We start from the raw sequence: 6609 nt of genomic DNA on the forward strand, positions 1-6609 counted from the left end.
GCCGGCAGCCTGATCCGTACACCGGGGCCCGAGCGGCCCCTTTTCATTACTGGCTTTACATGTCCTGTCGCTCACTAGCCGACCGCGTTGACGCCTTGCTGCCTCAGACGCAATGCACCAAATGCGGGTACGACGGCTGCCGCCCTTACGCCGAGGCCATCGCCGAGGGCGCCGCGCCGATCAACCGCTGCCCGCCCGGCGGCGACGACGGCGTCGCGCAGTTGTCCGCATTGCTCGGTACGCCCCTCCTGCCGCTTGATCTGTCGCGTGGCGAACCCGGCCCGCTGCTGGTCGCGCGCATCGACGAATCGCATTGCATCGGCTGTACGCTGTGCATCCAGGCCTGTCCGGTCGACGCCATCGTCGGCGCGAACAAGCACATGCACACCGTGCTGGACGACTGGTGCACGGGCTGCGACCTGTGCGTGGCGCCCTGTCCGGTGGACTGCATCGAGATGGTGCCCGCCGGCCGCGCGTGGACCAGCGAAGACGCCGCGATCAGCCGCCAGCGTCATCGCAACCACCAGGCGCGCGCCGAGCGTCTGGCGGCCGACAACGCGCGCCTGATGGCGCCGGAAATACCGGATGCGCCCGCCCCCGCAGCGCCCGCTTCCGAGGACGCGCAAAAGGAAGACCGCAAGCGCTCCGCCATCGAATCCGCGCTGGCCCGCGCCCGCGCCCGCCGCAATCCCACGCAGTCATGAACGCCGCCAAACGCCGAGAGATCTTTGCCCGCCTGCATGCGGCCAACCCTACCCCCACCACCGAACTGGAATACGACACGCCATTCCAGCTGCTGATTGCCGTGCTGCTGTCGGCGCAGGCGACGGACAAGTCGGTCAACATCGCCACGCGCAAGTTCTTCCCGCAGTACGGCACGCCCGAGACGCTGGCGGCGCTGGGCGAGGAAGGGCTGGCCGATTACATCAAGACCATTGGCCTGTTTCGCACCAAGGCGAAGAATGCGATTGCCACCAGCAAGATCCTGATCGAGCAGCACGCAGGCCAGGTGCCTCAGACGCGTGAGGCGCTTGAGGCCCTGCCCGGCGTGGGCCGCAAGACGGCCAACGTGGTGCTCAACACCGCGTTCGGGCAAGCGGCGATGGCGGTGGACACGCACATATTCCGCGTCTCCAATCGCACCGGCATCGCGCCCGGAAAAAACGTGCTGGAAGTCGAGTTGAAACTGATGAAGTTCGTGCCGCAGGAATATCTGCTGGACGCGCATCACTGGCTGATCCTGCACGGCCGCTACGTCTGCGTGGCGCGCAAACCGAAGTGCCCGCAATGCGGCATTTCGGATCTTTGCGAATTCAAGCCGAAAACCCCCGCATAAAGCCTCCGGCGTCTGCACGCGGCTGCGGATTATGCGAGCGGAAAACCGGGTTTTCCCTCGCCTATTCATGCGTGACATCTTGATGACGATCAACGCGTAATTGCTGCAACGCATTTCCATATTGGAAAGGCTTTCTCCCCATGCGAGCCAAGCATTGTCGGCATGCCGACAATTGCCCTTTCCGCAGTGCAAAACCTATGACAAACCCTCATGGAATTTTGATTGCGACGTCCGCATACTCGCCGGCAACTCATAAGAAAACTACGCACGAAAACAGTTTTCCAACCCTGCGGGGGCCTGACGCAATGACGCCAGGCAGAGACCATATAAATACAACGCTGGTGCAGCGAACATGGATGACACAATCCTGGAGACAAAAGGCCTCACCAAGGAGTTCCGCGGCTTCGTCGCGGTCAACGGGGTCGATTTGCGTATCAAGCGGGGCGAGATTCATGCCTTGATCGGGCCTAACGGCGCGGGCAAGACCACATGCTTCAACCTGCTGACCAAATTCCTGGCGCCCACGTCGGGCAGCATCAAGTTCAATGGCATCGACATCACCGGCGAGCGGCCCGCGCAGATCGCGCGGCGCGGCATCATCCGGTCGTTCCAGATCTCGGCGGTGTTCCCCCACCTGACCGTGCTCGAGAACGTGCGGATCGGCCTGCAACGCAAGACTGGACTGTCCTATCACTTCTGGCAAAGCGACAAGCGCCTGGCCAAGCTGAACGAGCCCGCGCGTGCGCTGCTTGAGCAGGTGGACCTGGGCAGCTTTGCCGACGAAACCACGGTCAACCTGCCGTACGGCCGCAAGCGCGCGCTCGAGATCGCCACCACGCTGGCGATGGAGCCCGAGCTGATGCTGCTGGACGAACCCACCCAGGGCATGGGCCACGAAGACGTGGACCGCGTCACGCAACTGATCAAGCGCGTGAGCGCCGGGCGCACCATCCTCATGGTGGAACACAACATGAATGTCGTGTCCTCCATCGCCAACACCATCACCGTGCTGGCGCGCGGATCGGTGCTGGCCGAAGGTTCCTACGCCGAAGTCTCCCGCCATCCGGCCGTGATGCAGGCTTACATGGGCACGACCGACGGCGAACTTCAAGGAGCGCACGCATGAGCACCCCCGCACTCGAAATCTCGGGCCTGAATGCCTGGTACGGGGAATCGCATATCCTGCATGGCGTGAACATGCGCGTGGGACAGGGCGAGGTCGTCACGCTGCTGGGCCGCAACGGCGCCGGCCGCACCACAACGCTACGCGCCATCCTGGGTCTGACCGGCTCGCGCAAGGGCTCGGTCCGCATCCATGGCACCGAAGCCATCGACCTGCCCACCTACAAGATTGCCCACCTGGGCGTCGGCTACTGCCCCGAGGAACGCGGCATCTTCGCCAGCCTGTCCTGCGAAGAAAACCTGCTGCTTCCGCCGGTCGTCGGCTCGCTCGGCGGCGGCATGTCGCTGGCCGAGATCTACGACATGTTCCCTAACCTGCAGGAGCGCCGCAATTCACCCGGCACGCGCCTGTCGGGCGGCGAACAGCAGATGCTCGCCGTCGCACGCATCCTGCGCACCGGCGCCAACCTGCTGCTGCTGGACGAAATCTCCGAAGGCCTCGCGCCCGTCATCGTGCAGGCGCTGGCCCGCATGATCACCGCGCTCAAGCAGCGGGGCTACACCATCGTCATGGTGGAACAGAATTTCCGCTTCGCCGCGCCGCTGGCAGACCGCTTCTACGTCATGGAGCACGGCCAGATCGTCGAGCACTTCGAAGCCGCCGAACTTTCAGAAAAACAGGACACGCTCAACGAACTGCTGGGCGTCTAAAGCAACCTGTGTCATCCGCCGGAACCCCGGCAAACACCACACTGTAGGGAAGAGGAGTCATCCCATGAAGCTGCACACCATCACTGCTGCACTGGCCATGGCGGGCCTGGGATTCGCGGGGGCAACCGCCCACGCTCAAGGTATCTCCGACGATGTCATCCGCATCGGCTTCATCACCGACATGTCGGGCGTGTACTCCGACATCGACGGCAAGGCGGGTCTGGAAGCCGTACGCATGGCTGTCGAGGACTTCGGCGGCACGGTCAACGGCAAGAAGATCGAAATCGTTTCCGCGGACCACCAGAACAAGGCCGACGTCGCCTCGGCACGCGCCCGCGAATGGTTCGACCAGCAGAAGGTCGACGTCATCATCGCCGGCACCAACTCGGCCACCAGCCTGGCCATGGCGGCGGTCGCCGCAGAAAAGAAGAAGCCCTTCATCGCCGTGGGCGCCGGCTCGTCCGACCTGACCAACGCGCAATGTTCACCCTACACCGTGCACTACGCCTACGACACTGTGGCGCTGGCGCGCGGCACCGGTTCGGCGGTGGTGAAGGACGGCGGCAAGAGCTGGTTCTTCCTGACTGCCGACTACGCTTTCGGCCACGCGCTTGAGCGCGACACGATGGCGGTCGTCAAGGCTGCGGGCGGCGAAGTGAAGGGCCAGGTGCGCGCACCGCTGGGCGCCTCGGACTTCTCGTCATTCCTGCTGCAGGCGCAATCGTCCAAGGCGCAGATCCTGGGCATGGCCAATGCCGGCGGCGACACCATCAACACGGTCAAGGCCGCCAACGAATTCGGCGTCACGCAGACCATGAAGCTGGCCGGCCTGCTGGTGTTCATCAACGACGTGCACTCGCTCGGCCTGGATGCCACCAAGGGCATGTACCTGACCGACGGCTGGTACTGGGACCAATCCGACGCCTCGCGCGCCTGGTCCAAGAAGTTCGAGTCCAAGGTCGGCCGCAAGCCGTCCATGCTCCAGGCGGGCGATTACTCGTCGGCGATGTTCTACCTGAACGCCGTCAAGGCCACCGGCTCGGATAACGGCGACGACGTGATGAAGTGGATGAAGTCGAACAAGGTGAACGACTTCTTTGCCCAAGGCGGCGTCGTGCGCGAAGACGGCCGCATGGTCCACGACATGTACCTGATGCAAGTGAAGACCCCGGCCGAATCCAAGGGCCCGTGGGACTACTACAAGGTGGTGGCGACGCTGCCTGGCGACGAGGTCTACACCAAGTTGTCCGAGTCCACCTGCAAGCTGGTCAAGAAATAAACCAGCCCATGTGATCCTGGATGCGGTCCGGGCCGATGGCCCGGCCGCATTCCTCCTGACTAGCTCGCTTCCTTCCGTACCGCGCAGGACTTTCCCAAGATGACTGACATTTTCGGCATCCCCATACAGGCCTTGTTCGGCCAGCTGTTACTGGGCCTGGTCAACGGTTCCTTCTATGCAATGCTGTCGCTCGGACTTGCCGTCATCTTCGGGCTGCTGAACGTCATCAACTTCGCCCACGGCGCCCTCTACATGCTGGGCGCCTTCATCGCATGGATGGGGCTTTCGTACTTTGGCCTGAACTACTGGGTCATGCTGATCCTGGCGCCGCTGATCGTGGGGCTGTTCGGCATCATCATTGAAAAACTGCTGCTCAGGCATCTCTACAAGCTCGACCACCTGTATGGGCTGCTGCTCACCTTCGGGCTGACGCTGCTGATCGAGGGGCTGTTCCGCAGCTTCTACGGCGTGTCGGGCCAGCCTTATCCCACGCCCGAGGCCCTGCGCGGCGCGACCAACCTGGGCTTCATGATCCTGCCGAACTACCGCGGCTGGGTCGTGGCGGCGTCGATCATCGTCTGTTTTGCCACGTGGTATGTCATTGAGCGCACCCGCCTGGGCGCCCTGCTGCGCGCCGGCACCGAGAACCCGCGCCTCGTGGAGTCATTCGGTGTGAACGTGCCGCGCATGATCACGCTGACCTATGGTTTCGGCGTCGCGCTGGCGGGCTTTGCCGGTGTGCTGGCCGCGCCGGTGCTGCAGATTTCGCCGCTGATGGGATCGAACCTCATCATCGTCGTGTTCGCGGTGGTCGTGATCGGCGGCATGGGGTCCATTTTCGGCGCCATCGTCACCGGGCTGGGCCTGGGTGTGATCGAGGGCCTGACCAAGGTGTTCTGGCCCGAAGCGTCCAGCACGGTCGTCTTCATCATCATGGCCATTGTTCTGTTGATCCGCCCGGCCGGGCTGTTCGGAAAAGAAAAATGAATCGTCAATTCCTGGGCTATGCGGTCCTGGCCATCGTGGTGGCCTTGCTTCCCTTCATGGGCGTGTATCCGATCTTCGCCATGAAGGTCATGTGCTACGCCCTCTTTGCGTGCGCCTTCAACCTGCTGCTGGGCTTCACGGGGCTGCTGTCCTTCGGCCACGCCGCCTTCCTGGGCAGCGCGGCCTACGCGGCCGGCCACAGCATGAAGGTCTGGGGCCTGCCCACCGAGCTGGGGCTGCTGTTCGGCGTGGCCGTGGCGGCGCTGCTGGGCCTGGCGATGGGCGCGATTGCCATCCGGCGCAGCGGCATCTACTTCGCCATGATCACGCTGGCGCTGTCGCAGATGGTGTTCTTCTTCTTCCTGCAGGCCAAGTTCACGGGCGGCGAAGACGGCCTGCAGAGCGTGCCGCGCGGCTCGCTGCTGGGACTGGTCGACCTGTCCAAGGACATCAACCTGTACTACCTGGTGATGGCCATCTTCATCATTGGCTACTTCATCATCTGGCGGACGGTGAACTCGCCCTTCGGGCAGGTGCTGCAGGCGCTGCGCGAGAACGAGCCGCGCGCCATCTCGCTGGGTTACGACGTGGACCACTTCAAGCTGGTGGCCTTCGTGCTGTCGGCCGCGCTGGCCGGCCTGGCGGGCGCCACCAAGACGCTGGTGTTCGTGTCGGCCACGCTGTCCGATGCCACCTGGCAGATGTCCGGGCTGGTGATCCTGATGACGCTGATCGGCGGCCTGGGCACGCTGACCGGCCCCGTCCTGGGCGCATTCATCGTGGTGCTGCTGGAGAACAAGGTGGGCGACTTTGGCCAGATGATGGCCAACGTGACCGGCGTCGAATGGTTCCTGCGCCTGGGCGAATCGGTCACGATCGTCAGCGGCCTGATCTTCGTGATTTGCGTGCTGGCCTTCCGGCGCGGCATCGTGGGCGAATTGGGCGCCCTCTTCAACCGCCGCCGTACCGCGCGCGCGTGATCATCTGACCTTTCGCTTGATTGACCTCCGGGGCCGCGCACAGCGGCCCCGTTGCATTGGGACGCGCCATCGCCCCGTACAATGGCAGGCACCTCACTACACAGGTGCCGACCATGCGCATCACGCATCTCGTTCCCGGCCTCGGCGCGCTCGCGCTGGCCGCCGCCCTGCTGTCCCCCACCGCGGTCCAGGCC

General features: G+C 63.9%; 7 protein-coding genes. All 7 read left to right on the top strand.

Annotated elements, in window-relative coordinates:
- The first annotated feature begins 59 nt into the window (after positions 1 to 59).
- Positions 60 to 704, top strand: coding sequence for an electron transport complex subunit RsxB (rsxB, locus tag AC6LJW_RS26535; protein WP_498088730.1), 645 nt, complete (start codon positions 60 to 62; stop codon positions 702 to 704).
- Complete coding sequence (gene nth, locus AC6LJW_RS26540) at positions 701 to 1336, top strand: endonuclease III (protein ID WP_056568129.1); 636 nt, start codon at positions 701 to 703, stop codon at positions 1334 to 1336. The genes rsxB and nth overlap by 4 nt, the downstream gene beginning before the upstream one ends.
- Positions 1337 to 1688: 352 nt before the next feature.
- On the top strand, positions 1689 to 2462 hold the full coding sequence (locus AC6LJW_RS26545; protein ID WP_498088731.1) for an ABC transporter ATP-binding protein: 774 nt from the start codon (positions 1689 to 1691) through the stop codon (positions 2460 to 2462).
- Positions 2459 to 3169: an ABC transporter ATP-binding protein gene (locus AC6LJW_RS26550; RefSeq protein ID WP_056568134.1), complete on the top strand. Its 711-nt coding sequence runs from the start codon at positions 2459 to 2461 to the stop codon at positions 3167 to 3169. Before AC6LJW_RS26545 ends, AC6LJW_RS26550 begins: the two co-directional genes overlap by 4 nt.
- 64 nt (positions 3170 to 3233) lie before the next feature.
- Positions 3234 to 4448, top strand: a complete 1215-nt coding sequence (locus AC6LJW_RS26555; RefSeq protein WP_056568137.1) for an ABC transporter substrate-binding protein — start codon at positions 3234 to 3236, stop codon at positions 4446 to 4448.
- A gap of 99 nt (positions 4449 to 4547) precedes the next feature.
- Complete coding sequence (locus AC6LJW_RS26560; RefSeq protein ID WP_056568139.1) at positions 4548 to 5435, top strand: branched-chain amino acid ABC transporter permease; 888 nt, start codon at positions 4548 to 4550, stop codon at positions 5433 to 5435.
- Positions 5432 to 6415: a branched-chain amino acid ABC transporter permease gene (locus AC6LJW_RS26565; protein ID WP_498088732.1), complete on the top strand. Its 984-nt coding sequence runs from the start codon at positions 5432 to 5434 to the stop codon at positions 6413 to 6415. Before AC6LJW_RS26560 ends, AC6LJW_RS26565 begins: the two co-directional genes overlap by 4 nt.
- Positions 6416 to 6609: the final 194 nt, after the last annotated feature.

The sequence above is a fragment of the Achromobacter sp. 1012554356 genome, assembly GCF_059760815.1.